The organism is Klebsiella sp. K4, from assembly GCF_014596785.2.
GTDB classification, from domain to species: domain Bacteria; phylum Pseudomonadota; class Gammaproteobacteria; order Enterobacterales; family Enterobacteriaceae; genus Klebsiella; species Klebsiella pneumoniae.
This window is the reverse complement of the sequence record NZ_CP115021.1, coordinates 2,462,021-2,486,090: the sequence shown is the minus strand read 5'-3', so window position 1 is coordinate 2,486,090 and position 24,070 is coordinate 2,462,021. Positions and strand designations below refer to the sequence as shown.

The 24,070-nt window shown below is 59.2% G+C and carries 19 protein-coding genes; 8 read left to right on the top strand and 11 right to left on the bottom strand.

The features are described from left to right. Window positions 1-7: 7 nt before the first annotated feature. From fdnI to fdnG, 3 genes are read right to left on the bottom strand one after another with little or no spacing between them, the layout of a single operon-like run. Window positions 8-664, bottom strand: a complete 657-nt coding sequence (fdnI, locus tag IB144_RS12380) for a formate dehydrogenase-N subunit gamma (RefSeq protein WP_002906457.1) — start codon at window positions 662-664, stop codon at window positions 8-10. Beyond that, on the bottom strand, window positions 657-1,541 hold the full coding sequence (fdxH, locus tag IB144_RS12375; RefSeq protein ID WP_004143747.1) for a formate dehydrogenase subunit beta: 885 nt from the start codon (window positions 1,539-1,541) through the stop codon (window positions 657-659). Before fdxH ends, fdnI begins: the two co-directional genes overlap by 8 nt. 11 nt (window positions 1,542-1,552) lie before the next feature. After that, a complete protein-coding gene (gene fdnG / locus IB144_RS12370) occupies window positions 1,553-4,600 on the bottom strand; it encodes a formate dehydrogenase-N subunit alpha (protein WP_149358946.1) in 3,048 nt (1,015 codons plus the stop codon). A gap of 225 nt (window positions 4,601-4,825) precedes the next feature. Between fdnG and yddG the strand changes: the two genes are divergently transcribed. Beyond that, the gene (gene yddG, locus IB144_RS12365; protein ID WP_004180090.1) at window positions 4,826-5,704 is read left to right on the top strand and encodes an aromatic amino acid DMT transporter YddG; all 879 of its coding nucleotides are present in this window, start codon (window positions 4,826-4,828) and stop codon (window positions 5,702-5,704) included. Here the strand turns inward: yddG and benD are convergent. The 7 genes from benD to IB144_RS12330 form a co-directional block, all read right to left on the bottom strand. Next, window positions 5,701-6,474 (bottom strand): benzoate diol dehydrogenase BenD, encoded by a 774-nt coding sequence (gene benD, locus IB144_RS12360; RefSeq protein ID WP_004143751.1) that lies wholly within the window; start codon window positions 6,472-6,474, stop codon window positions 5,701-5,703. The two genes, yddG and benD, sit on opposite strands and share 4 nt — an antisense overlap. Window positions 6,475-6,483: 9 nt before the next feature. Next, entirely contained in the window at window positions 6,484-7,500 is a 1,017-nt protein-coding gene (gene benC, locus IB144_RS12355; RefSeq protein ID WP_062920690.1) for a benzoate 1,2-dioxygenase electron transfer component BenC, read from the bottom strand. Window positions 7,501-7,509: 9 nt separating this feature from the next. After that, window positions 7,510-7,995 (bottom strand): benzoate 1,2-dioxygenase small subunit, encoded by a 486-nt coding sequence (benB, locus tag IB144_RS12350; protein WP_004175988.1) that lies wholly within the window; start codon window positions 7,993-7,995, stop codon window positions 7,510-7,512. Next, window positions 7,995-9,377 (bottom strand): Rieske 2Fe-2S domain-containing protein, encoded by a 1,383-nt coding sequence (locus tag IB144_RS12345; RefSeq protein WP_065888668.1) that lies wholly within the window; start codon window positions 9,375-9,377, stop codon window positions 7,995-7,997. The genes benB and IB144_RS12345 overlap by 1 nt, the downstream gene beginning before the upstream one ends. Window positions 9,378-9,486: 109 nt before the next feature. Continuing rightward, window positions 9,487-10,413 (bottom strand): catechol 1,2-dioxygenase, encoded by a 927-nt coding sequence (gene catA, locus IB144_RS12340; protein ID WP_004175986.1) that lies wholly within the window; start codon window positions 10,411-10,413, stop codon window positions 9,487-9,489. Between the two features lie 66 nt (window positions 10,414-10,479). Beyond that, window positions 10,480-10,770, bottom strand: a complete 291-nt coding sequence (gene catC, locus IB144_RS12335; RefSeq protein ID WP_002906471.1) for a muconolactone Delta-isomerase — start codon at window positions 10,768-10,770, stop codon at window positions 10,480-10,482. Between the two features lie 19 nt (window positions 10,771-10,789). Continuing rightward, entirely contained in the window at window positions 10,790-11,953 is a 1,164-nt protein-coding gene (locus IB144_RS12330) for a muconate cycloisomerase family protein (protein WP_072198310.1), read from the bottom strand. A gap of 115 nt (window positions 11,954-12,068) precedes the next feature. Here IB144_RS12330 and IB144_RS12325 point away from each other — a divergent pair, with 115 nt between their 5' ends. Continuing rightward, complete coding sequence (locus tag IB144_RS12325) at window positions 12,069-12,959, top strand: IclR family transcriptional regulator C-terminal domain-containing protein (RefSeq protein WP_074440771.1); 891 nt, start codon at window positions 12,069-12,071, stop codon at window positions 12,957-12,959. Here IB144_RS12325 and kmrA read toward each other — a convergent pair. Next, complete coding sequence (kmrA, locus tag IB144_RS12320; RefSeq protein WP_004184186.1) at window positions 12,954-14,453, bottom strand: efflux MFS transporter KmrA; 1,500 nt, start codon at window positions 14,451-14,453, stop codon at window positions 12,954-12,956. The two genes, IB144_RS12325 and kmrA, sit on opposite strands and share 6 nt — an antisense overlap. Window positions 14,454-14,576: 123 nt before the next feature. Here kmrA and IB144_RS12315 point away from each other — a divergent pair, with 123 nt between their 5' ends. The 6 genes from IB144_RS12315 (at window position 14,577) to narI (ending at window position 23,477) form a co-directional block, all read left to right on the top strand. Continuing rightward, on the top strand, window positions 14,577-15,152 hold the full coding sequence (locus tag IB144_RS12315) for a TetR family transcriptional regulator (RefSeq protein ID WP_004888643.1): 576 nt from the start codon (window positions 14,577-14,579) through the stop codon (window positions 15,150-15,152). A 174-nt stretch (window positions 15,153-15,326) separates the two neighbouring features. Continuing rightward, window positions 15,327-16,709, top strand: coding sequence for a NarK family nitrate/nitrite MFS transporter (locus IB144_RS12310; RefSeq protein ID WP_004151231.1), 1,383 nt, complete (start codon window positions 15,327-15,329; stop codon window positions 16,707-16,709). A 114-nt stretch (window positions 16,710-16,823) separates the two neighbouring features. Continuing rightward, window positions 16,824-20,564 carry a nitrate reductase subunit alpha gene (locus IB144_RS12305; RefSeq protein WP_064162037.1) on the top strand — a complete coding sequence of 1,247 codons (3,741 nt, stop codon included), beginning with the start codon at window positions 16,824-16,826 and terminating at the stop codon, window positions 20,562-20,564. Continuing rightward, window positions 20,561-22,105, top strand: a complete 1,545-nt coding sequence (gene narH, locus IB144_RS12300) for a nitrate reductase subunit beta (protein WP_049186949.1) — start codon at window positions 20,561-20,563, stop codon at window positions 22,103-22,105. The genes IB144_RS12305 and narH overlap by 4 nt, the downstream gene beginning before the upstream one ends. Next, window positions 22,105-22,800 (top strand): nitrate reductase molybdenum cofactor assembly chaperone, encoded by a 696-nt coding sequence (gene narW / locus IB144_RS12295; RefSeq protein WP_002906547.1) that lies wholly within the window; start codon window positions 22,105-22,107, stop codon window positions 22,798-22,800. The genes narH and narW overlap by 1 nt, the downstream gene beginning before the upstream one ends. Continuing rightward, window positions 22,797-23,477 (top strand): respiratory nitrate reductase subunit gamma, encoded by a 681-nt coding sequence (gene narI, locus IB144_RS12290; protein WP_149358945.1) that lies wholly within the window; start codon window positions 22,797-22,799, stop codon window positions 23,475-23,477. The genes narW and narI overlap by 4 nt, the downstream gene beginning before the upstream one ends. Window positions 23,478-24,070: the final 593 nt, after the last annotated feature.

Sequence of the window (24,070 nt, the reverse complement as noted above, 5' to 3'; positions counted from 1 at the left end):
TGAAGGCTTACTTCATCCCTTCACGACTCTCTTTCATCGCCTCCAGGCGTTCGACATCGCGATACCAGCGCGGGTGGTGTTTCTTCGCCCAGCGGCGGCTCACCTTGCCTTCAATCATTCCCTTAATCGACCCCTTCACCCAGAACGCCATATACATATGGATAAGGATGGCGTGGATCAGAATGATGGCCGATGTTGCGTGAATCAGCAGGCTATAGCGAATCACCTGCATCGGGAAATATTCCGCAAAATATGGGCGCCAGATAATCACCCCGGTCACCAGCAGCACGAAAATCATGCTCATGATGGTCCAGAACATCATCTTCTGCCCGGCGTTATACTTACCGACGCGCGCCACCTTATGCTCGTTGCCTTTCAGCACCTCGACGATGCCTTTCAGCCACGGAATATCCTGTTTATCAGGGATGTTGTGGTGGACAAAGCGCACGAACATAAACATCAGCGCGACAAAAATCAGCACCCCAAAGAACGGGTGCAGAATACGCCCCATCTGCGGCGTGCCGAAGGTTTCCGTTAGCCACTGTAGCGTCGGAAAGAAGAACGATATTCCCGACAGCGCCACGAGGAAGAAACAGATAACCACCGTCCAGTGACAGGCGCGATCGATAAACGTTGTGCGCACAATCATCTTCGATTTACTCATCATGCTTCTCCTCGTCGTCGTCAACTTCCTTGTTCGGCCCGATACCGATGTAGTGGTAAATCAGCCCGGCGAAGGTGGCGATAAAGCCCGCCGCCGCCAGCGGTTTCAGCGCCCCCTTCCACAGACTGATACTGGTATCGATCTGCGGTTCCTTCGGCAGCTTGTGATACAGCTCCGGCTGGTCGGCATGATGCAGGACGTACATCACGTGGGTTCCGCCGACGCCCGGCGGGTTGTAAATCCCGGCGTTGGCATAACCGCGTTTTTTAAGCTTAGCCACCCGCTCCTCGGCCACCTCCAGCATCTCTTTCTTCGTACCGAAGTGGATCGCGCCGGTAGGACAGGTTTTCACGCAGGCCGGCTCCTGGCCGACGCTGACCCGATCCACGCACAGGGTGCATTTATAGACCCGGTTATCCTCTTTATTGAGGCGCGGGACGTTAAACGGACACCCCGCAATGCAGTAGCCGCAGCCGATGCAGTTTTCCTGCTGGAAATCGACGATGCCGTTGGCGTACTGAATAATCGCCCCGGCGGATGGGCAGGCTTTCAGGCAGCCCGGCTCTGCGCAGTGCATACAGCCATCCTTGCGGATAAGCCACTCCAGTTTGCCGTTCTGTTCGGTCTCGCTAAAACGCATTACCGTCCAGGATTTGGCGCTGAGATCCGCCGGGTTGTCGTACACTCCGACGCAGTGCCCCACGTCATCGCGGATGTCATTCCACTCGGAACAGGCCACCTGGCAGGCTTTACAGCCCACGCAGGAGGAGACATCGATAAGCTTGGCGACTTCCGCTTTATAGTCCCGCGCGCGCGGCGCGGGGGTGATCGGGTTGGTCGCGGAGCGTTTAATAATGTCTTGGGTTTCCATCGCCATTGAATCGCTCCTTACGCTTTCTCGATGTTGACCAGGAACGCCTTGTACTCCGGCGTTTGCGAGTTGGAATCGCCAACGTTAGGCGTCAGGGTGTTGGCGATGTAGCCTTTGCGGGCCACGCCTTCAAAACCCCAGTGCAGCGGGATCCCGACGGTCTCCACCTGCTGGCCGTTGACGTTCAGCGTGCGCAGTCGGCGGGTCACCACGGCAACCGCGCGAATGAAGCCGCGCTTGCTGCTGACTTTCACCCAATCGCCGTTAGCGATACCTTTGCTTTTCGCCAGCCCTTCGCTGATTTCGACAAACTGTTCCGGCTGCGCGATGGAATTGAGCAACGCATGCTTGGTCCAGGTGTGGAAATGCTCGGTCAGACGATAGGTGGTCCCGACATACGGGAATTTATCCTTCTTACCTAAGCGAATGGCGTCCTCTTCATACAACCGCACCACCGGGCTGGAGACCACCTTCGGGTGCAGCGGGTTAGTGCCAAGCGGGGTTTCCATCGGCTCGTAGTGCTCCGGGAACGGCCCTTCCGCCAGTTTATCGAGCGCAAACAGGCGACCCAGCCCCTCCTGCTGCATGATAAACGGCCCGGTGTTGCTCCCTGGCGGCGCGGTATTGAAGTCCGGAATATCATTCCCGACCCACTTGCTGCCGTTCCACTGGATCAGCATCCGCTTCGCATCCCAGGGCTTGCCGTTGATATCGGCCGAAGCGCGGTTGTACAGCACCCGACGATTGAGCGGCCACGCCCAGGCCCATCCCAGCGTATTGCCCAGGCCCGAAGGATCGGCGTTATCACGATTCGCCATCTGGTTACCCTGCTCGGTCCAGCTGCCGGTATAGATCCAGCAAGACGACGCGGTGCTGCCGTCATCGCGCAGCAGCGCGAAGCTATTGAGCAGTTGGCCTTTTTTCGCCAGCAAAGTGCCATTTTGATCGTAGAGATCCGCCAGCGCGTAGCCGTTGTTCTCTTTTGCCACCTCTTCCGATTCCGGATGGTCCGGCTGCTTGTAGCGCCAGCTCATCTTCAGCAGGGGTTCCGCGCCCTTCCCGCCTTCGGTGCGGTACAGTTCGCGCAGGCGATGGTAAATCCCGGCAAGGATTTCGCCATCATTGCGCGCTTCACCTGGGGCATCCTGACCTTTCCAGTGCCACTGCAGCCAGCGGCCGGAGTTGGCGATCGAACCGTCCTCTTCAGCAAAGCAGGTCGACGGCAGACGGAAGACTTCGGTCTGAATCGCCGACGGGTCGACATCATTAGACTCGCCGTGGTTCTGCCAGAAGGTCGAGGTTTCGGTCACCAGCGGGTCGATAACCACCATATATTTCAGCTTGCTGAGGCTGCGAACCACTTTGTTTTTGTCCGGGAAGGAGGCAACCGGGTTAAAGCCCTGGCAGATATAGCCGGTGACGTTGCCGTTATCCATCATATTGAAGTATTTGATAACGTCGTAAGCCTGGTCCCACTTCGGTAACCACTCAAAGCCCCAGTCGTTCTCTTTTTGCGCCGCCTCGCCGTAGAAGGATTTCATCAGGCTAACGAAGAATTTCGGGTAGTTGCTCCAGTAGTTCACCTGCTCGGGCAGGGTCGCCTTCGGCGTGTTGGCGCTGAGGTAGCTTTGCAGATCGGTCTGTTTGTCCGATGGCAGCGTCAAATAGCCCGGCAGACTGGTCGACAGCAGGCCCAAATCGGTCAGCCCCTGAATATTAGAGTGGCCGCGCAGGGCGTTGACGCCGCCGCCGGCCATGCCCATATTGCCGAGCAGCAGCTGGATCATCGCCATGGTGCGGATGTTCTGCGCGCCGACGGTGTGCTGCGTCCAGCCCAGGGCATACAGGAAGGTGGTGGTGCGGTCCGCGGCGCTGGTTGAGGCCAGCACGTCGCACACTTTAAGGAAGTCCGCTTTCGGCGTACCGCAGATGTTTTCGACCACCTCGGGCGTGTAACGGGAAACGTGCTGCTTCAGCAGGTTCCACACGCAGCGCGGATGGCTGAGCGTTTCATCGCGTTTGGCGTAGCCGTTTTCATCGAACTGGTAGTTCCAGGACGATTTATCGTACTGGCGTTTTTCCGCATCGTAGCCGCTGAACAGCCCCTCTTCGAAGGCAAAATCATCCCGCACCAGCAGGCTGGCATTGGTGTAATGCTTAACGTACTCGGCATTGATCTTGTTATTTTCGATCAGGTACAGCAGCACGCCCGACAGGAAGGTAATGTCGGTACCGGAACGAATCGGCGCATAGATATCGGCCACCGACGCGGTGCGCGTAAAGCGCGGGTCGACGACGATCAGCGTGGCGTCGTTATTGTTTTTCGCCTCCATCGCCCAGCGGAAACCCACCGGATGGGCTTCGGCGGCGTTACCGCCCATCACCACCACGACGTTGGCGTTTTTGATATCCACCCAGTGGTTGGTCATCGCACCGCGACCAAATGTTGGAGCAAGACTTGCTACCGTTGGTCCGTGTCAGACGCGCGCCTGGTTGTCTACCGCCAGTATACCCAGCGATCGCACAAATTTTTGCGTTAGCATGCCGGTCTCATTGCTTGCCGCCGAGGCGCACAGCATGCCGGTGGAAAGCCAGCGGTTAACCGTCACGCCCTGTTCATTCTTTTCAATAAAGTTGGCGTCGCGGTCGGCTTTCATCAGTCGGGCGATGCGGTTAAAGGCTTCATCCCACGAGATGCGCTGCCATTTATCCGAGCCCGGGGCGCGGTATTGCGGATAACGCAGACGGTTTTCGCTGTGGACATAGTCCAGCAGGCCTGCCCCTTTCGGGCACAGCGCGCCGCGGCTCACCGGATGGTCCGGGTCCCCTTCGATATGGTAGATCGCTTCTTTGGCGTTTTTCGCACCGTCGCCGAGGCTATACATTAATAGCCCGCAGCCCACGGAGCAGTAAGTGCAGGTGTTGCGGATCTCTTTCGCACGCAGCAATTTGAAATTGCGTGCCTGAGCCAGCGCCATTTTAGGGGCAAAGCCCAGGGCGGCGGCGGTAGTTCCGGCCATACCGCCTACGCAGATCTTAAAGAACTTTCTGCGGCTGACGTCCATTGCATTCCTCCATGCAGGATGTTGATTCATCGCGCGGAGGAAACTAACAGCAAAATCCCGGGAAAATTTGCGTCAAATCAAGGAGGAAAACCTTCGCCCCCTTAATCGCCAGCCCTGGCCATTTTCGCTAATCCCTAAGGGTTAGCAACGGCGGAAAATTTCGCCCCTCACCGATAAAAAGATGATATATATGCCGGCTGCATTTGCGTAACCATCAGGAAAAGCATGGAGAAAAAGAGAGCCACGACGATCGGCTTCGCCGCCATTATCTTATGGAGCACGATGGTCGGATTGATTCGCGGCGTCAGCGAAGGACTGGGAGCGGTCGGCGGCGCGGCGATGATTTACAGCCTTAGCGGCCTGCTGCTGATCTTTACCATCGGCTTTCCCAACCTGCGCCAGATCCCGCGTCGCTATCTGCTGGCCGGCAGCGTGCTGTTTGTCAGCTATGAAATCTGCCTCGCGCTGTCGCTGGGCTATGCCGCCAGCCGCCAGCAGGCCATTGAGGTGGGAATGGTCAATTACCTGTGGCCCAGCCTGACGATTTTATTCGCCATTCTCTTTAACGGCCAGAAAAGCAGCTGGCTGGTGATCCCCGGACTGATTCTCGCCCTGCTGGGCGTTGGCTGGGTGTTGGGCGGTGAGCATGGGCTACAGCCCGATGAGATTATCAGTAACGTCATTTCCAGCCCGCTTAGCTATCTGCTGGCCTTTGTCGGGGCGTTTATCTGGGCCGCCTACTGCACGGTGACGGCCAAATATGCCCGCGGTAAAAACGCCATTACGCTGTTCGTCCTGTTAACCGCCCTGACGCTATGGCTGAAATTTCTCGCCAGCGACCAGCCGCCGATGCTGTTTAGCTGGCCGGTGGTCATTAAGCTGATGACGGTCTCCGTGGCGCTGGGGCTGGCCTACGCGGCGTGGAACGTTGGCATCCTGCACGGCAACGTCAGCCTGCTGGCGGCGGCCTCCTACTTCACGCCGGTGCTCTCCTCTGCGCTGGCGGCGATCCTGCTGAGTGCGACCCTGTCGTGGTCCTTCTGGCAGGGGGCCGGGATGGTATGTCTCGGCTCCCTGCTCTGCTGGTACGCCACCCGCCGTTAGCCGAGATCGCCTCCGGCTACCGGCAGCGTCACGCCGGTGATATAGCTGGCCTCATCGCTGGCGAGAAACAGGATCGCATTCGCCTGTTCCGCCAGCGTGCCGTACCGGTGCAGCAGACTGCTCGCCACCGTCTGATCGACGACCTGCTGATACCACGCCTTTTCCTGCTCGCTCGGCTGCTCTTCGTTACGCGGCGTCAGGCGCGGCGGCGCCTCGGTCCCGCCCGGGGCCACGGCGTTAATCCGAATACCGCTGCCGCTGTACTCCATGGCAATCGAGCGGGTCAGTGCGTTAACGCCGCCTTTCGCCGCCGAGTACGGCACCCGATTCACTCCCGCCGTCGCCACCGACGAAATGTTGACGATGCTGCCTTTGCCCTGCTTCAGCATCCATGGCAGCGCCGCGCGGCAGCCCCACAGCGTGGGGAACAGCGAGCGGCGGATCTCTTTCTCAATCTGCTCCGGCTGATATTCGGCAAAGGGGCGCGCCCAGATGGTGCCCCCAACGTTGTTGATCAGCACGTCGATACGGCCAAAATGAGCGACCCCGGCGGCAAACGCCTGCTCGGTACTTTCCCACGCTTCCAGATCCGCCTCCAGCGCCAGCACCAGACAGCCGGATTGCGCCAGCGTCGCCGCCAGCTCATGGACGTATGACGAGCGATCGATGAGCAGCAGAGCCGCGCCTTCTGCAGCCGCCTGCTCCGCCGTCTGGCGGCCAATGCCCTGCGCCGCGCCGGTGATGACGACGACTTTATCGGTAAAACGCATTTTGTCTCCTTATGCCGCCGCGCTCTGGCTGGCGATAAATTTCTCATACCAGAACCCCGCCGGGGTGATCCCGCGGTCGCGCAACGCCGTGGCAACCGCGTTAACCATCGGCGGCGGGCCGCAGAGATAGATGTCCACGTCGCCGTTGTTCAGCATCGCGTCGTCGAGATGGTCGGTGACAAAGCCGCGCTGCAGGCAAGTGCTGTTTTCATCGGCCACCACCGGTAGCCAACGATACCCCGTCAGCTGTTGAATAAAGGTATCCAGCGCGTCGGTTTTCACCAGATCGCAGTCACGAGTAACACCGTACAGCAGCATCACCGGACGCTGGCTGCCCTGTGTCTGCAGGGTATGGAGCATGGAGAGCAGCGGCGCCAGGCCGGTACCGCCCGCCAGCATCAGCAGCGGACGTTCGCCGTGGCGCAGATAGAAGCTGCCCATCGGGCCGCTGAGGGTAAGACGATCGCCGGGCCGCGCCCGCTGGGTTAACCACTGACTCATCATGCCGCCAGGCACGTTACGAATAAGGAAACGCCCTTCGAGGGAACCCGGTTGCGAGCTAAATGAGTAGGCGCGGACATGAAGCGTGCCCGGCACCTGAATGTTGACGTACTGCCCCGGCAGGAAGGCCAGCGGCTCATCGAGGGCGACCACCAGTTCGATGGCGGTATCGGACAGTAAATTCACCTGCCGCACCTGCGCCCCGAGCGTCGCCAGGGCCGTTTTGCACTGGGCAGCGGCCACCGGCACATCGATCACGCAGTCGCTGGTCGGGACCATCTGACAGGTCAGCACCTGGCGGGCCTGCGCTTCGTCGTCGCTTAACGCCTCGTCGAGATAATCTTCACCCAGGTCGTACTCACCGCTGGCGCAGTGGCATTTGCAGGTACCGCAAACGCCGTCCGAGCAGTCCATCGGCAGATTCACCTTCTGGCGATAGGCGGCATCCAGCACCTTCTCTCCGGCATGGCATTGAATAAAGCGGGTAATGCCGTCCTCAAAATTAAGAGCAATATTGAAGGTCATAAGCGCCTCTTAAATGTGGTAAACGTCAATCACCTGACGGATATAGTCGTTATTCAGGCGCACAGTTTTACGGATGATTTGCGGTCTGCCGTCCTGTTCGATTAGCGTGCAGCAGGTAGAGCCAAAATAGGCATCCGTGTGCTGATAGCGATGGCTCCAGGTGACCCAGCTGTAGCGCACCTCCAGACCCTCGTCGCTTTCGCCCAGCAGCTCAACGTTGCTGATGATGTGGGTGGTGCGCGGCTCTGGCGTACTGGCGCCGGAACGTTCGGTTTTAATGCGGTAGACGCGATCCTCCAGCCCTTCGCGGTTGGGGTAGTAGATAAGCGAAATCTCTTTTTGCGGGTCGCGCGTCAGTTGGTCATCGTCGCCCCATGCCGGCATCCAGTAGACCACCTGCGGGCTGTAGCAGCTGAGCCATTCGTCCCACTGACGATCGTCCAGCAGACGGGCTTCGTAGTAAAGAAACTGGCGAACCTGTTCGAGGTTAAGCATCAGGCCACCTCCACGCGCTGGGTAATGGACTGGTCGTAAAACTGTTGTTCCTGTTCAATGGCCGCCAGCATCAGCGTCTGCCAGTGGTGGTGATGGGCGATGTACAGCGCTTCGTCCTCCGATTTCACCCCGCTTAACCGCGGCGAAAAGCCGGCATGTTGCGCATGCTCATCCGCGCCATCGACCCAGCGCAGCGCGCCGCGGCTGAGATCGCTCCATGGCAGATTTTCGCCGAGAAAGCCGCGCTGGCAGGCGCTGAACTCTTCGAGGTCGTCCGGCGTCCCCATTCCACTGACGTTAAAGAAATCCTCGTACTGGCGGATACGCAGCGCTCTGGCCTGGTCGGATTCCCCTTTCGGCGCAAAGCACCAGATGGTGACTTCGGTTTTATCCACCGCAATGGGGCGGATTACGCGGATTTGCGTCGAGAACTGATCCATCAGGTAGACATTGGGGTACAGGCACAGGTTGCGGGTTTCGTTGACCATCTGGTCGGCACGGCGTTCGCCAAATTCCGCCTGCAGCCGTTCGCGGTGGGCATAGACCGGGCGCACTTCCGGGTTGAGCGCCCGGGTCCACAACAGCATATGGCCGTTATCAAATCCATAGCCGCCGCCGAGGCTTTTTGACCAACCGTTGGCATCCACCGCGTGCGTCCCTTCCGCTTCATAGTTGCGGCGTGACATGGTTGAGGCGTAGTTCCAGTGGACCACGCTGACGTGATAGCCATCGGCGCCGTTTTCCGCGCCCAGTTTCCAGTTGCCCTCATATACATAGCTCGACGAACCCTTAAGTACCTCGAGCCCCTCCGGCGCCTGGTCGACGATCAGGTCGATAATCTTGCAGGTTTCCCCGAGATAGGCCTCCAGCGGCTGCACGTCGGCATTGAGGCTACCGAATAAGAAACCGCGATAGGACTGAAAACGCGGCAACTTTTGCAGGTCGTGGGAGCCGTCTTGTTTAAAGCTCGGCGGATAGCCGCCAGTGCTCTCATCTTTGGCCTTTAATAATTTGCCATTATTGCTGAAGGTCCAGCCGTGGAACGGACAGGTGAAAGAATTTTTATTCCCGGTTTTGCGTCGACATAACATGGCGCCGCGGTGAGCGCAGCTGTTAATTAGCGCGTGCAGCTCATTCTTTTTATCGCGGGTAATAATAACCGGCTGCCGTCCCAGCGTCAGGGTATAATAATCTCCCGGCTCGGCAATCTGGCTTTCATGGGCAAGAAAAACCCAATTTCCTTCGAAGATATGTTTCATTTCAAAATCAAATAACTGCTGGTCGGTAAATATAGAGCGGTGGCAACGGTAAATATGATTTTCACGGTCGACAACTAAGGCATTATTGATTTTGTCTTTGAGCGTCGAGAGCGTTTTTTGCATGAGTCGGTCCCTCCTGCAGGATTCAGGATGAAAGAAACAGGGTGAATTCTTCGTTTTCGAGTGCAATATCTGGCCCGGGCAGTAGCGTGCCCGGGGCCGATAATGCCGCTTACTCTTTGGCGCGCACGCGGATCCCACGCTGCTCTTCGTCGGCGCTCAGCGCTTTACACAGGGTGAAATCAAAACAAACCTCGGTGTGCTCTCCCTCAAGATTGCGCTGCGCGATGATCTCGCGGTCGGTCACTTTTACCGGATCGGCAATCAGGCCGTCGCGGGTGGCAAAGGCAAAATCGTCCCACAGGTATTTATCGCCATTGAGGTTAATCTGGCTGGTCAGATGTTTATGACCCGGCGCGGAGACGAAAAAGTGAATGTGCGCCGGACGGTTGCCGTGGCGACCCAGTCTGTCCAGCAGTTTCTGGGTTGGGCCATCCGGCGGGCAGCCGTAGCCGGAGGGCATGATGCTGCGCACGCTGTAGCGGCCATCGGCGCCGGTGCGGATCCGCCGGCGCAGGTTGTACTCACTCTGGCCTGGGTCGAAGAAGGAATAATTTCCGAGGGTGTTGGCGTGCCAGATATCAACAATAGCGTTGGCCACTGGCCGGCCCTCGGTGTCTTTGACTTCACCGTGCAGCCACATCACTTCTCCGGCGTCGGCGCCGTCATCCATGCGGGCGTGACCCTCGGCCAGCGGCGCATTAGCCACGTACAGCGGCCCTTCGATGGTGCGCGGGGTGCCGGTTTCCCGATGCGCTGCCGCGTCGATGGCGTCCTGGCGCAGATCGAGGAAATGCTCCAGTCCCAGACCCGCCGCCAGCAGCGCCGCCTCCTGACGCCCGCCCAGCTCGTGCAAATAGTTTACCGCGTGCCAGAACTCTTCTTCCGTAACGTTATAGTCGTCGATGAGCGTGCAGATATTTTCCAGCAGACGATGAATAATCGCCTTAAAACGTTCATCGCCGCCGGCAACATCTAATCCGGCACTGTCGCGTAATAATTTTTGAATAGCTGGTTGTTGTACGAATACATTACTCATACTGGTTCTCTCTTATATTTTGCAGGGTATACGCCGGTAATACCGGCGTGAGGTCAGATATTATTATTAGCGATCGTCATCGCGAATTGATGACGGATGACGACAGAGGGCTTCCACTTTTATCGCCATAAAGGGATATAGCGGCAATCCCATTAATATTTGATGCAATTCTTCGGCATCTTGAACATCGAAAATACTGACGTTGGCATAAAGGCCGGCAACGCGCCAGATATGTCGCCATTTGCCTTCCCGCTGTAATTGTTGCGAATAGGCTTTTTCGCGTTGTTTTATTTCCTCCGCCTCGTTGGCGGGAAAGCCAGGCGGAATATTGACGGTCATCTCCACTTTAAATAACATTTTTTTCTCCTGTTCCCCGCTACGGCTGGCGGGTATAAAAATGCAGTTTGTCTTCATCCAGCTCGACGCCAAGGCCCGGCGTTTGCGGCAGCGCCACCTGACCGTCGGCAAAGGTGAGCGGCACGCTGACAATATCGTCTTTCAGCAACAGCGGGCCGAACATCTCGGTACCCCACTGCAGCGGCAGCGTCGACCAGGCGTGCAGAGAAGCCACGGTCCCTACGGTGCCTTCCAGCATGGTGCCGCCGTACAGGCCAATCCCTGCCGCCTGCGCGACGCGGGCCAGCGCCAGCACGCTGTTCGGCCCCCCGGCTTTGGCGATTTTCAGCGCGTAAGCGCCGGTAAAGCCCTGCTGCGCCAGCTGATAACCATCGTAAGCGGTCGCGACCGCTTCATCCGCGAGGATCGCGGTTTCAATTTGCTGGCTTAGCCGCACCAGGGCGGCATTATCTTGGGCGCTGACCGGCTGTTCGATAAGATCGACGCCCATCGCCGCCAGTTCGCGGCAGCCTTTCGCGCCGGTGGCAGCGTCCCAGGCCTGATTGACGTCGACACGGATGCTGGCGCGGTCGCCTAACGCTTCAACGATGGCGCGGGTATGACGCAGGTCGGTGGCGAGTTCACGCGCGCCGATCTTCAGTTTGAACGCCCGGTGGCGGCCTTCGGCCAACAGTTTTTCTCCTTCAGCGATATCTTTCGCGGTATCGCCGCTGGCTAAGGTCCACAGCACCGGCAACGCCGTTTGCAACGCGCCGCCGAGCAGGGCTGATATCGGCAGACCTAAGGCTTTGCCCTGAGCGTCGAGCAGCGCGGTTTCGATGGCGGACTTCGCAAAGGTGTTGCCTTTAATGGCGCCGTTCATGCGGGCGGTCAGCGCATTCAGGTTATCGGCCGGCTGCCCTTTCAACAGCGGCGTCAGATAATGGGTGATCGCCGACGAGATGGCCTCGGGGCTCTCAACGCCATAGCTCAAGCCGCCGATGGTGGTGGCTTCGCCGATGCCGCAGATGCCGTCGGAACGGGTAAGGCGCACGATCACCAGCGACTGGCAGCCCATGGTGGTCATCGACAATTTATGCGGCCGGATGGTCGGGACATCCACAATCCAGCTCTCGATTTGCTCTACGGTGGCAGTCATTTTCTGTTCCTGATGAGATATATAACTTTTTGTACCCACATCCATAACGGGGGTCTGTGCCATTGACAATAGGGTTCAGCCTGGCGGATGGTCAACGGCGATAATCGAAATGTTGTGCGATTATCGACGCGTTTGTTAAAAGACGGTTATTAATGTGATCGTGGTGGTAAAACCGGCACAATTCAGCGCGCCCCATTTTGCGCAAGGTATAGTGATCTGCCGTAAGCTTTACGCTGCAACGGAGAAGGATGCGATGAGCGACAATATTCCCAATACGCTGAGCGCCAGGCAGGCCGAGCACGACCCTAACTTTATGCTATCTCTGGCCCGCGGGCTGGAGGTCCTTAACGCCTTCACCCCCCAGCGCCAGCGGCTGACCATTTCCCAGCTCAGCCAGAAAACGCAAATCTCGCGCGCGGCGGTACGCCGCTGTTTGTATACCCTCGCCGCGCTGGGCATGGTGCACAGTCCGGATGGCCGTAGCTATGAACTGCTCCCCCGGGTGCTGGCCGTCGGCCACGCCTATCTGGCAGGCACGCCGCTGGCCAAGGTGGCGCAGACGGCGCTGGATAATCTTGGCAAAGCGCTCGGCGAATCCTGTTCGGCGGCCACGCTCGACGGGGATAACGTGCTCTATATTGCCCGCGCGGCGGTCAATAATTTACTGAGCATCGATCTGGGGCGCGGCAGCCGCCTGCCGGCGTGGGCCACGTCGATGGGGCGGGTGTTGCTGAGCGCGCTGCCGGAGGAACAGCTGGAAGTGACGTTGTCACGGGCTACGCTTATTCGCTACACTCCGCATACCCTGTGCGATTTGTCCGGTTTACGTGCAGAGATCGCTCGGGTGCGCATGCAGGGCTATGCCCTCGCCGACCGGCAGATCGAGGTAGGCTTGTGCTCGCTGGCGGTACCCGTGCTGTCGCGTCACGGTCAGGTGGTGGCCGCCCTGAATGTCGGGGTACCTGCCGCGACGGTCTGCGCCGCGGCGTTAAAAGAGAAGGCCCTCGCTCCGCTACGGCGCGCGGCGATGGATCTGTCGCTGCAGCTATAGCGCCGACTGCGGTTTCGCCACGGTGGCGAGGCTGCGCCAGATCCCGGCGGCCAGCAGCAGAAGCAATACACCCGCCGTCGCCAGCACCAGGCTATGAGCCTGAATAAAAGCCGTCTTCGCCGCCGCCATCAGCGCCTGCGCCACCCCGGCGGGCAGCGCCTGGGACAGACTCACCGCCTCGCCAATCGATGACGCCGCCTGCTGCGCCATGGTGCCACTCAGGCCAGACGGCAGCGCAATAGAGGCGCTGTAGCTGCGGGTCAGGATCAGGCCGAACAGCGCTATGCCGAGACCGGCGCCCAGCTCATAGGCCATGGTTTCAATCGCCCCGGCGGCCGCCGCTTTCTCCTTCGGCGCTGCCGCCATAATCGCGGAACTGGAGGCCAGCAGCGCGCTGGCCACGCTAAAGCCCAGCAGCGTCATCAGCCCCCAGGCCAGCCACTGCTGGGTACTGAAATCGGTCAACGCCAGGCCGAGAAAGCTGAAGGCGCTGAGCAGCATCCCGCCGGTCGCCACCTCGCGCAGCCCAAGCCGCGACACCAGCAGGCCGGCAATCGGGCCGCTGAAGCCGCTGGCCACCATTACCGGCAGCATAAATATCCCCGCCTCGAACGGCGTTTTCTGGTGCACAAACTGCAGCTCCTGGGCCATCAGCAGCTCAAAACCGACCAGGGTAATCAGGGCCGTCATCGCCATCATCACCCCGCTTAAGATTATGCGATGGGTGAACAGGCGCATATCCACCATCGGGCGGGCCGCCGACAGCTGCTTGCGGATAAACCAGGTTAACATCGCCGCCCCGCCGAGCGCCACCAGCGCGGTGAGCCACAGCGCCAGCTGGCCCTTCAGCGCCGATTTCGCGCTAAACACCAGCATCAGGATCGCGGCAATCAAAACGAGCGCCTGCAGTAGATTGAGCGGCTGTTCGCGGCGCGCGGGCTGGCGCGGCACCACTTTCGCGTTAATCGCGATAACCACCAGCACGATCGGCACATTGATCAGGAACACCGACCCCCAGTAGAAATGCTCCAGCAGGATACCGCCCACCAGCGGGCCGAAGGCCGCGCCGCCGGAGCCGACCGCTGCCCACAGCCCCAGCGCCATATTGCGCTGGCTGGCCTCGGCAAAGGTGCTGCGGATCCCGGCCAGCGTCGCCGGGACGATCATCGCCGCCCCCACCGCCAGCAAAGCGCGTGAGGCAATCAGCGTCATGGCCGTCGGCGACAGCGCGGCGCACAGCGAGGCGATGCCAAAAATGGCGCTGCCGAGCAGCAGCAGGCGCTTAAAGCCGATCTTATCGCCAAGGGCGCCCATCGGCAGCACCATCCCGGCCATCACTAATGAGTAGATATCAATGATCCACAACAGCTCATTGCCGCTGCTACCCAGCGCCACGCTGAGGGTCGGCGCGGCCACATGCAACACCGTAGCGTCAATCGCCACCGGAATATAAACCAGCAAAATCGCCATCAGCGTCATCCATTGCCGTGACATAGCTTGTACCTCAATCAATATTGAATATTGGACACACGTCCAGGATGGCGATCCTGCCGGATTGTTGAACACATGTCCAACTTTTTGTTACACTCGGCCAAAGCCAGATGACAGCGGGGTTCTATGCACTATTTACAACGTGATGCGCGACGGGAAGGGATTATGCAGGCCGCCATGCGCCTGGCCCTGCGCGGCGGCTTTGCCGCCATGACCGTGCGGCAGATCGCCCGCGAAGCCCAGGTGGCCGCCGGGCAGCTGCACCACCACTTCACCTCCATCGGCGAGCTGAAAGCGCAGGTTTTCATCCGCCTGATCCGCGAGATGCTCGACATGCCGCTGGTGGCTGAGGACGCCAGCTGGCGCGAGCGCTTGTTCTCGATGATCGGCAGCGAGGATGGCCGACTGGAACCCTATATCCGCCTGTGGCGCGAAGGCCAGGTGCTGGCCGACAGCGATCCGGACATCAAAGCGGCCTACCTGCTGACCATGAATATGTGGCATGCCGAGACCGTCGCCATCATCGAGCAGGGCCTCGCCAGCGGCGAATTTCGGTCGGCTGAGCCTGCGGCGGATATCGCCTGGCGCTTTATCGCCCTGGTGTGCGGCCTCGACGGGATTTATGCGCTGGACGCGCAGGCCCTGGATGAGGCGGCGTTTAGCCGCTATGTAAATAAGATGATTACGCTGGAGTTGTTTTAGGCATATTTACATTTAGTAACAATTAATTCCACTACGCTTACCACGTGCTCTCTGTCAGCACGTTTTTTTTATCTACGCTTCATAGATAACGCAAATTAAGCGTTATTCACTATCCCCTTGTATTCAGCTGTTGACCTTATTTATTTACTCCTTTCCGGGCAAGTAGAGGGCAATATGTCGGTGCAGAATGATAAAGATAATCATTACCTTTTGAACAACTGGCGGCCTGAAAACAAGGCGTTCTGGGAAAATAAAGGCCAAGCCATTGCGCGAAGAAATCTATGGATATCAGTGGCCTGTCTGCTACTTGCTTTCTGCGTATGGATGTTATTCAGCGCCGTAGCGGTCAATCTCAATAAGGTCGGTTTTCATTTCACCACCGACCAGCTTTTTTTATTAACCGCCCTGCCTTCACTTTCCGGCGCGATATTACGGGTCCCCTACTCCTTTATGGTACCCCTTTTTGGCGGGCGCTACTGGACCGTATTAAGTACCGTTATCCTGATCGTGCCTTGTATTTGGTTAGGGGTGGCAATCCAGAATATTACTACTCCGTTCTGGGTATTTATTATTATTGCGCTGCTGTGCGGTTTTGCCGGAGCGAATTTTGCTTCCAGCATGGGAAATATCAGTTTCTTTTTCCCCAAAGCGAAACAGGGCAGCGCGCTGGGAGTCAACGGCGGCCTTGGCAATCTGGGCGTAAGCGTGATGCAGATGGTCGCCCCGGCGGTCATCTTCCTGCCGCTCTTCACCTTTCTCGGCGTCCATGGCGTCACCCAGCCCGATGGTTCGACAATCACCCTGAGTAATGCGGCGCTCGTCTGGGTACCGCTGCTGCTGCTCGCCACCGTCGCGGCATGGTTCGGCATGAACGATATCGCCGGTTCAAAGGCCTCGATTCGCGATCAGCTTCCCGTGCTCAAGCGACCGCATATGTGGCTGTTAAGCCTGCTCTATCTGGCGACGTTTGGCTCGTTCATCGGCTTTTCCGCCGGCTTTGCCATGCTGGCGAAAACCCAGTTTCCCGCGGTCGATATCCTCAAGCTCGCCTTCTTTGGACCGTTCATCGGCGCGCTGGCGCGCTCGTTCGGCGGGATCATCTCCGACCGTCTCGGCGGCGTGCGGGTGACGCTGGTTAACTTCGTCCTGATGGCGCTGTTTACCGGCCTGCTGTTTCTGACCCTGCCAGGCAGCGGCTCCGGCAGCTTTCTCGCTTTCTACGTGGTGTTTATGGGGCTCTTTTTAACCGCCGGTCTGGGAAGCGGCTCCACCTTCCAGATGATCGCCGTCATCTTCCGCCAGCTCACCATCGACAGCGTAAAACAGCGCGGCGGCAGCGATGAAGAAGCGCAGCACGAGGCGGTGACCGATACCGCTGCCGCGCTGGGCTTTATCTCGGCGATCGGCGCCATCGGCGGCTTCTTTATTCCGAAAGCCTTCGGCACCTCGCTGGCGATGACCGGCTCACCGGTTGGCGCGATGAAAGTCTTTTTTGTCTTCTATGTGGTTTGCGTGCTGGTGACCTGGCTGGTCTACGGCCGCCGTAAACCCGCTTAACCATAACGATTTATCTGCCGGATAGCGGCTTACGCCTTATCCGGCCTTACGAGTTCGTTCGCTCATCCGGCCGGGTGGCACGATGCCGGACATCATCGGAGCAGGAGAAATGTCATGAGTAAACTTCTGGATCGCTTTCGCTACTTTAAGCAGAAGGGCGAGACTTTTGCCAACGGCCACGGCCAGGTCTACAACAACAACCGTGACTGGGAAGATAGCTACCGTCAACGCTGGCAGTTCGACAAAATTGTCCGCTCCACGCACGGTGTGAACTGCACCGGCTCCTGCAGCTGGAAAATTTACGTCAAAAACGGCCTCGTTACCTGGGAAACCCAGCAGACCGATTATCCGCGCACCCGGCCGGATCTGCCAAATCACGAACCGCGCGGCTGCCCGCGCGGCGCCAGCTACTCCTGGTATCTCTACAGCGCCAACCGCCTGAAGTACCCCCTGGCGCGTAAACGACTGATTGAGCTGTGGCGCGAAGCCCTGGCGCAGCATCCCGACCCGGTGCTGGCATGGGATAGCATCATGCAGGATCCGGCAAAAACCCGCAGCTATAAAGCGGCGCGCGGCAAAGGCGGTTTTGTCCGCTCCAGCTGGAAAGAGCTGAACCAGCTCATCGCCGCCGCCAACGTCTGGACCATCAAACACTATGGCCCGGACCGCGTCGCCGGCTTCTCGCCGATCCCGGCGATGTCGATGGTCTCCTACGCCGCGGGCACTCGCTATTTATCGTTGATTGGCGGCACCTGCCTGAGCTTTTATGACTGGTACTGCGATCTGCCCCCCGCCTCGCCGATGACCTGGGGCGAACAGACCGACGTGCCGGAATCCGCCGACTGGTACAACTCCAGCTACATTATTGCCTGGGGCTCCAACGTGCCGCAGACCCGAACCCCGGACGCCCACTTCTTTACCGAAGTGCGCTACAAGGGCACCAAAACTATCGCCATCACGCCGGACTATTCGGAAGTCGCTAAGCTCTGCGACCAGTGGCTGGCGCCGAAGCAAGGCACCGACAGCGCGCTGGCGATGGCCATGGGCCATGTGATCCTCAAAGCCTTCCACCTCGATAAACCGAGCGATTACTTTCTCAACTACTGCCGGACCTACACCGACATGCCGATGCTGGTGATACTCGAGCCGCGCGACGACGGCAGCTATACGCCGGGCCGTATGCTGCGTGCTTCCGACCTGCTTGACGGTCTCGGAGAAAGTAATAACCCGGAATGGAAAACCGTGGCCTATAACAGCGACGGGGAACTGGTGGCGCCGAACGGCTCCATCGGCTTTCGCTGGGGCGAAAAAGGCAAATGGAATCTCGAACAACGGGCAGACGGCAAAGATGTCGAGCTTAAGCTGTCGCTGCTGGATATTCGCGACAGCGTGGTGTCGGTGGGCTTCCCCTACTTTGGCGGCAACGAAAACCCGCATTTTCGCAGCGTAGCGCAGTCACCGGTGACCCTTCACCCGCTACCGGCTAAACAGCTGACGCTGGCCAGTGGCGAAAACGGCCTGGTGGTCAGCGTCTATGACCTGATTCTGGCCAACTACGGTCTGGATCGAGGGCTTGACGATGTCAATGCGGCGAAGGATTTCGCCGAGGTCAAAGCCTATACCCCGGCATGGGCGGAGCAGATCACCGGCGTACCGCGTCAACATATCGAACAAATCGCCCGCGAGTTTGCCGATACGGCGCATAAGACCCACGGCCGCTCAATGATTATCCTCGGCGCCGGGGTGAACCACTGGTACCACATGGATATGAACTACCGCGGGATGATTAATCTGCTGGTATTCTGCGGCTGCGTCGGCCAGAGCGGCGGCGGCTGGTCGCACTATGTCGGTCAGGAGAAACTGCGCCCGCAGACCGGCTGGCTGCCGCTGGCGTTCGCCCTGGACTGGAGTCGTCCGCCGCGGCAGATGAACAGTACCTCTTATTTCTACAACCACGCCAGCCAGTGGCGCTACGAAAAACTGACCGCGCAGGAGCTGCTGTCGCCGCTGGCCGACGCCAGCAAATTTAGCGGCAGCCTTATCGACTTCAACGTCCGTGCGGAACGGATGGGCTGGTTACCTTCTGCGCCCCAGCTCAACGTCAACCCGCTGACCATTAAGCAGCAGGCCGAGGCCGCCGGGCTCTCCCCCGCTGAGTTCACCGTCCAGTCGTTAAAATCAGGCGATATTCGCTTTGCCGCCGAGCAGCCGGATAGCGGCAAAAACCATCCGCGCAACCTGTTTATCTGGCGCTCAAACCTGCTGGGATCGTCCGGTAAGGGGCATGAGTACATGTTGAAATACCTGCTCGGGACCGACAGCGGTATTCAGGGTGATGAACTGGGCGCCAGCGATGAGGTAAAACCTGAGGAAGTCGAGTGGCAGACCGCGGCGATTGAGGGAAAACTCGACCTGCTGGTGACGCTGGATTTCCGCATGTCCAGTACCTGTCTCTTCTCCGATATTGTCCTGCCGACCGCCACCTGGTATGAAAAAGACGATATGAACACCTCGGACATGCACCCGTTTATCCACCCGCTCTCCGCCGCCGTCGACCCGGCCTGGGAGGCGAAAAGCGACTGGGAGATCTACAAGGATATCGCTAAATCCTTCTCGCAGGTCTGCGTCGGCCATCTTGGCAAAGAGACCGATGTGGTGCTGGTCCCACTGCAGCATGATTCCCCCGGCGAACTGTCGCAGCCGTTCGAGGTGCTTGACTGGCGCAAAGGCGAATGCGATCTCATTCCAGGCAAAACCGCACCGTCCATTGCCCTGGTGGAACGCGACTACCCGGCCACCTGGGACCGCTTCACCTCTCTCGGCCCGCTGCTCGATAAGCTTGGCAACGGCGGGAAAGGCATTGCGTGGAATACGCAAAGCGAAGTCGATTTCCTCGGCAAGCTTAACTACGTCAAGCCCGACGGTCCGGCCAAAGGCCGGCCGCGGATCGACAGCGCCATTGACGCCTCCGAAGTTATTCTTAGCCTCGCCCCGGAAACCAACGGCCAGGTGGCGGTGAAAGCCTGGCAGGCGCTGGGAGAGTTTACCGGCCGCGATCATACCCATCTGGCGCTCAATAAAGAGGATGAGAAGATCCGCTTTCGCGATATTCAGGCGCAGCCGCGCAAAATTATCTCCAGCCCGACGTGGTCCGGACTGGAAAGCGAGCACGTCTCCTACAATGCCGGTTATACCAACGTGCATGAGCTGATCCCATGGCGCACCCTCTCCGGCCGCCAGCAGTTGTATCAGGACCATCCGTGGATGCGCGCCTTCGGCGAAAGCCTGGTAGCCTATCGCCCGCCCATTGATACCCGCAGCGTCAGCCAGATGAAGGCCGTGCCGCCAAACGGCTTTCCGGAAAAAGCGCTGAATTTCCTGACGCCGCACCAGAAGTGGGGGATCCACTCAACCTATAGCGAAAACCTGCTGATGCTGACGCTGTCGCGCGGCGGGCCGATCGTCTGGCTTAGCGAAACCGACGCGAAAGAGCTGGGCATTGAAGATAACGACTGGATTGAAGCGTTCAACGCCAACGGGGCTCTCACCGCGCGGGCGGTGGTGAGCCAGCGGGTGCCGCCGGGGATGACCATGATGTACCACGCTCAGGAACGGATTATGAATATCCCGGGTTCGGAAGTGACCGGTCGTCGCGGCGGCATTCATAACTCGGTAACCCGCGTCTGTCCGAAGCCAACGCACATGATTGGCGGCTACGCCCAGCTGGCCTATGGCTTTAACTATTACGGCACCGTCGGATCGAACCGCGACGAGTTCATCATGATCCGCAAAATGAAGAAGATTGCCTGGCTGGATGACGAAGGTCGCGATCAGGTACAGGAGGCGAAAAAATGAAAATCCGTTCTCAGGTTGGAATGGTGCTGAATCTGGACAAATGCATCGGCTGTCACACCTGCTCGGTCACCTGTAAAAACGTCTGGAGCAGCCGCGAAGGCATGGAGTACGCGTGGTTCAATAACGTGGAGACCAAACCGGGCATTGGCTACCCCAAAAACTGGGAGGACCAGGATCAGTGGCAAGGCGGCTGGATCCGCGGCATTAGCGGTAAGCTGACGCCCCGCCTCGGCAATCGGGTCAGCGTGTTATCGAAGATTTTCGCCAACCCGGTGCTGCCGGCGATCGACGATTACTACGAACCCTTTACCTACGACTACCAGCACCTGCACAACGCGCCGGAGGGCAAATATCTGCCGACCGCCCGCCCGCGCTCGCTGATCAGCGGCGAGCGTATGGATAAGATTAACTGGGGCCCGAACTGGGAGGAGCTGCTCGGCGGCGAATTCGAGAAACGCGCCCGCGACCGTAACTTCGAAGCCATGCAAAAAGAGATGTACGGCCAGTTCGAAAATACCTTCATGATGTATCTCCCGCGCCTGTGCGAGCACTGCCTCAACCCGAGCTGCGTGGCCACCTGCCCGAGCGGCGCCATCTACAAGCGTGAGGAAGATGGCATCGTACTGATCGATCAGGATAAATGCCGCGGCTGGCGGATGTGCATCAGCGGCTGCCCGTACAAAAAAATCTACTTTAACTGGAAGAGCGGTAAGTCGGAAAAATGTATCTTCTGCTATCCGCGCATTGAGTCCGGGCAGCCAACGGTCTGCTCAGAAACCTGCGTCGGGCGCATCCGCTATCTTGGCGTACTGCTGTATGACGCCGACCGTATTGAAGAGGCGGCTAGTACCGAACATGAAACCGACCTCTATGAGCGCCAGTGCGAGGTGTTCCTTAATCCAAACGATCCGGCGGTCATCGAGGAAGCGCTAAAGCAAGGGATCCCGCACAACGTCATTGAGGCGGCGCAGAAGTCGCCGGTCTATAAGCTGGCGATGGACTGGAACCTGGCCCTGCCGCTGCATCCGGAGTATCGCACCCTGCCGATGGTCTGGTACGTGCCGCCCCTGTCGCCGATCCAGTCGGTTGCCGACGCCGGCGGCTTACCGAGCAACGGCAACATCCTGCCGGCGGTTGAGAGTCTGCGCATCCCGGTGCAATACCTGGCGAATCTGCTGAGCGCCGGCGATACCGGACCGGTCTTGCGCGCGCTGAAACGGATGATGGCGATGCGCCACTACAAGCGCTCGCAAACCGTCGAGGGCGTCACCGATACCCGGGCCATTGAAGAGGTGGGCCTCAGCGTTGAGCAGGTCGAAGAGATGTATCGCTATCTGGCGATCGCCAACTACGAAGACCGCTTCGTGATCCCCACCAGCCATCGCGAACTGGCGGAGGATGCCTTTCCGGAACGTAACGGCTGCGGCTTTACCTTCGGCGATGGCTGCCACGGGTCAGATACGAAATTCAACCTGTTTAACAGCCGGCGGATCGACGCCATCGACGTCAGCGGCGTGCGTAAGCATGGGGAGGGCGAGTGATGCGGATCCTGAAAGTGATCGGTCTGCTGCTGGAGTACCCCGACGAGTTACTGTGGGAGAACCGCGACGACGCCCTGGCGCTGATCAGGGCCGATGTCCCTTCCCTGACGCCGTTTGTCGGTGAGCTGTTGACGGCTCCGCTGTTGGATCGCCAGGCCGAATGGTGCGAGGTGTTCGAGCGCGGGCGCGCCACCTCGCTGCTGCTGTTTGAACATGTGCATGCCGAATCCCGCGACCGCGGCCAGGCGATGGTCGACCTGATGAATCAGTATCAGCAGGCGGGTCTGCAGATCGATTGTCGCGAGTTGCCCGACCATCTGCCGCTGTATCTGGAGTATCTCAGTATTCTACCTCCCGCGGAGGCTCGGGAGGGGCTGCAGAATATCGCGCCGATTCTGGCACTGATCGGCGGCCGTCTTAAGCAGCGAGCCTGCCCGTACTACCAGCTGTTTGACGCCCTGCTGGCGCTGGCTAAAAGCCCGCTCACCAGTGACAGTGTCACAAAACAGGTGGCGGGAGAAAAGCGCGACGATACCCGTCAGGCGCTGGACGCCGTGTGGGAAGAAGAGCAGGTGAAGTTTATCGAAGATAATGCGACCGCTTGCGATAGCTCGTCGATGCAAGCTTATCAACGACGCTTTAGTCAGGATGTGGCGCCGCAGTACGTTGACATCCGCGCCGGAGGCCCGAAATGATCCAGTATCTGAACGTCTTCTTTTACGATATCTACCCTTACCTGTGCGGCACCGTCTTTCTGGTGGGCAGCTGGCTGCGCTACGATTACGGGCAGTATACCTGGCGCGCCTCATCCAGCCAGATGCTGGATAAGCGCGGGATGGTGCTATGGTCGAACTTATTTCATATCGGCATTCTCGGCATCTTCTTTGGCCATCTCTTTGGCATGCTGACCCCACACTGGGTCTACTCGTGGTTCCTGCCGATGTCCCAGAAGCAGCTGATGGCCATGATCCTTGGCGGCATCTGCGGCGTGCTGACCCTGGTAGGCGGTGTCGGCCTGCTGATGCGCCGCCTGACCAACCCGCGAATTCGCGCCACCTCCACGACCGCGGATATTTTGATCCTGTGCATTCTGCTGATTCAGTGCGCGCTGGGGCTGACAACCATCCCCTTCTCCGCCCAGCATCCGGACGGCAGCGAAATGCTCAAGCTGGTGGACTGGGCGCAGGCGGTGGTCACCTTCCACGGCGGCGCCTCGGCGCATCTGGACGGTGTCACATGGATTTACCGCGTCCACCTGGTGCTCGGAATGACCATCTTTCTGATCTTCCCCTTCACCCGCCTGGTTCACGTCTGGAGCGCGCCGGTGGAGTATTTCACCCGGCGTTACCAGGTGGTACGCTCCCGGCGCTGAGCGCTGGCGGCGTTTACCATTCATCCTTACCGGTAGCCCGGACGAGGCCTTCGCGCCAAGTTCGGGTATTTATCGTACCTGGCTCCAGGCTTTATGCCGGGTGGCGGCTGTCGCCTTACCCGGCCTACAGGGGCCTCTCACAGGCTCAAACCTCGCAGGCCCGCGCAGGCGCAGCGCCGCCGGGTAAGATATCAGGCACGGTACCTGTAATTTCGCCGGGTGGCGGCTGTCGCCTTACCCGGTCTACAGGGTCCTCTCACAGGCTCATACCCCGTAGGCCCGCGCAGGCGCAGCGCCGCCGGGCAAGGTATCAAACACGGTACCTGTAATTTCGCCGGGTGGCGGCTGTCGCCTTGCCCGGCCTACAGGGTCCTCTTACAGGCTCAAACCTCGCAGGCCCGCGCAGGCGCAGCGCCGCCGGGTAAGATATCAGGCACGGTACCTGTAATTTCGCCGGGTGGCGGCTACGCCTTGCCCGGCCTACAGGGGCCTCTTACAGGCTCAAACCTCTCAGGCCCGCGCAGGCGCAGCGCCGCCGGGCAAGATATCAGGCACGGTACCTGTAATTTCGCCGGGTGGCGGCTACGCCTTAT